This is a genomic window from Fructobacillus tropaeoli (assembly GCF_016860625.1).
Lineage (GTDB): Bacteria > Bacillota > Bacilli > Lactobacillales > Lactobacillaceae > Fructobacillus > Fructobacillus tropaeoli.
In genome coordinates this window covers 2501-5260 of the sequence record NZ_BOJU01000008.1, presented here as the reverse complement: position 1 = coordinate 5260, position 2760 = coordinate 2501, and the positions used below count along the sequence as shown (strand labels likewise).

At 48.6% G+C, this 2760-nt stretch carries 1 tRNA gene and 2 rRNA genes (1 of these 3 running past the window's edge); all 3 read left to right on the top strand.

Features of this window, described 5'->3' with window-relative positions:
- The first annotated feature begins 249 nt into the window (after positions 1-249).
- Positions 250-1799: ribosomal RNA gene (locus FT12353_RS08425) — 16S ribosomal RNA — on the top strand.
- A gap of 96 nt (positions 1800-1895) precedes the next feature.
- A tRNA-Ala gene (locus tag FT12353_RS08420) sits at positions 1896-1968 on the top strand.
- Positions 1969-2159: 191 nt separating this feature from the next.
- Positions 2160-2760: ribosomal RNA gene (locus tag FT12353_RS08415) — 23S ribosomal RNA — on the top strand (it continues 2306 nt past the right edge of the window).
- The 16S and 23S rRNA genes sit together here with 1 tRNA gene alongside, the layout of an rRNA operon.

Below are 2760 nucleotides of genomic sequence, written 5' to 3'. Positions count from 1 at the left end.
GCTCAAATAACTTTCCAAATTAGTTGTTGACTTTGGTTCACAGCTATGGTAAACTAAATGAGTTGCCCAACAAGGCATCGCACATTGAAAACTGAACAAAACTTTGAACAAACAAATCTGTAACGGTGGCTACTTGGTAAGTAGTCGCAAACAAATTTGCGAAGTCAATTCGTAACAAACAATAAACGGATAGGCGTTATCGAGAGATAGCAACTAGTCAGTTTAATCGAAGAGCAATCTTCAAACTTTTAACATGAGAGTTTGATCCTGGCTCAGGATGAACGCTGGCGGCGTGCCTAATACATGCAAGTCGAACGCGCAGCGAAGAGTGCTTGCACTCTTCAAGCGAGTGGCGAACGGGTGAGTAACACGTGAATAACCTACCGAAAAGCAGGGGATAACATTTGGAAACAGATGCTAATACCGTATAAAACGTGCTGTCGCATGACAAAACGTTAAAAGGTCCGTTTGGACCACTTTTTGATGGATTCGCGGTGCATTAGTTAGTTGGTGGGGTAAAGGCCTACCAAGACGATGATGCATAGCCGAGTTGAGAGACTGACCGGCCACATTGGGACTGAGACACGGCCCAAACTCCTACGGGAGGCTGCAGTAGGGAATCTTCCACAATGGGCGAAAGCCTGATGGAGCAACGCCGCGTGTGTGATGAAGGCTTTCGGGTCGTAAAGCACTGTTGTATGGGAAGAACGGTAAGGGTAGGAAATGATCTTTACATGACGGTACCATACCAGAAAGGGACGGCTAAATACGTGCCAGCAGCCGCGGTAATACGTATGTCCCGAGCGTTATCCGGATTTATTGGGCGTAAAGCGAGCGCAGACGGTTCGATAAGTCTGAAGTGAAAGCCCACAGCTCAACTGTGGAAGTGCTTTGGAAACTGTCGAACTTGAGTGCAGTAGAGGTAAGTGGAACTCCATGTGTAGCGGTGGAATGCGTAGATATATGGAAGAACACCAGTGGCGAAGGCGGCTTACTGGACTGCAACTGACGTTGAGGCTCGAAAGTGTGGGTAGCAAACAGGATTAGATACCCTGGTAGTCCACACCGTAAACGATGAACACTAGGTGTTAGAGGGTTTCCGCCCTTTAGTGCCGAAGCTAACGCATTAAGTGTTCCGCCTGGGGAGTACGACCGCAAGGTTGAAACTCAAAGGAATTGACGGGGACCCGCACAAGCGGTGGAGCATGTGGTTTAATTCGAAGCAACGCGAAGAACCTTACCAGGTCTTGACATCCTTTGAAGGTACTAGAGATAGTGCTGTTTTCTTCGGAAACAAAGTGACAGGTGGTGCATGGCCGTCGTCAGCTCGTGTCGTGAGATGTTGGGTTAAGTCCCGCAACGAGCGCAACCCTTATGTTTAGTTGCCAGCATTCAGTTGGGCACTCTAGACAGACTGCCGGTGACAAACCGGAGGAAGGCGGGGACGACGTCAGGTCATCATGCCCCTTATGACCTGGGCTACACACGTGCTACAATGGCGTATACAACGAGCAGCGAACTCGCGAGGGTAAGCGAATCTCTTAAAGTACGTCTCAGTTCGGATTGTAGTCTGCAACTCGACTACATGAAGTCGGAATCGCTAGTAATCGCGGATCAGCATGCCGCGGTGAATACGTTCCCGGGTCTTGTACACACCGCCCGTCACACCATGGGAGTTTGTAATGCCCAAAGCCGGTGGCCTAACCTTTTGGAAGGAGCCGTCTAAGGCAGGACAGATGACTGGGGTGAAGTCGTAACAAGGTAGCCGTAGGAGAACCTGCGGCTGGATCACCTCCTTTCTAAGGATAATCGGAGCGTTACAGGGACTTAAGTGTCAATTTGATTTGTGTCAAAGTTTTGTTTAGTTTTGAGTGCGTGAAGCACAACCAGCGTATGGGGGATTAGCTCAGCTGGGAGAGCACCTGCTTTGCAAGCAGGGGGTCAGCGGTTCGATCCCGCTATTCTCCATTGGCCAGAAGAAAGCCTTTTGGCCAAAAGCTAGTACATTGAAAACTGAATAATCAAGAAATTCTTTTAAAATGATTCAGAGGTGAATCATCTAAATGAACCGAGAAACAACACAAGTTCTTTAATAAGAACGGTTTAATCGCAGGTCTTTTAAGACCAACTCATAAAACTGATCCAACTTTAAAAGTTGTGGTTAAGTGAATAAGGGCGCGTGGTGGATGCCTTGGCACTAGGAGCCGATGAAGGACGTGACTAACTACGATAAGCTTTGGTGAGCGGTAAGTACGCTATGACCCAGAGATTTCCGAATGGGGAAACCCAGCACATAGAAGTGCTATCCATATCTGAATACATAGGATATGAGAAGGAATACGCTGTGAACTGAAACATCTCATTAGCAGCAGGAGCAGAAAGAAAAATCGATTCCCTGAGTAGCGGCGAGCGAAACGGGAAGAGCCCAAACCAGTGTGCTTGCATGCTGGGGTTGTAGGACTGTCGTTGAGTTACCAAGATAGAAGTTAGGTGAAAACGTTGGGAAGCGTTGTCAAAGAGGGTGATAACCCCGTAACCGAAAGCTTCTGTCCTCTAGACAGGATCCTGAGTACGGCCGGACACGTGAAATCCGGTCGGAATCCGCGGGGACCATCCCGTAAGGCTAAATACTCCCTAGTGACCGATAGTGAACCAGTACCGTGAGGGAAAGGTGAAAAGCACCCCGGAAGGGGAGTGAAATAGTTCCTGAAACCACGACGCCTACAAGAAGTCAGAGCCCGTTAATGGGTGATGGCGTGC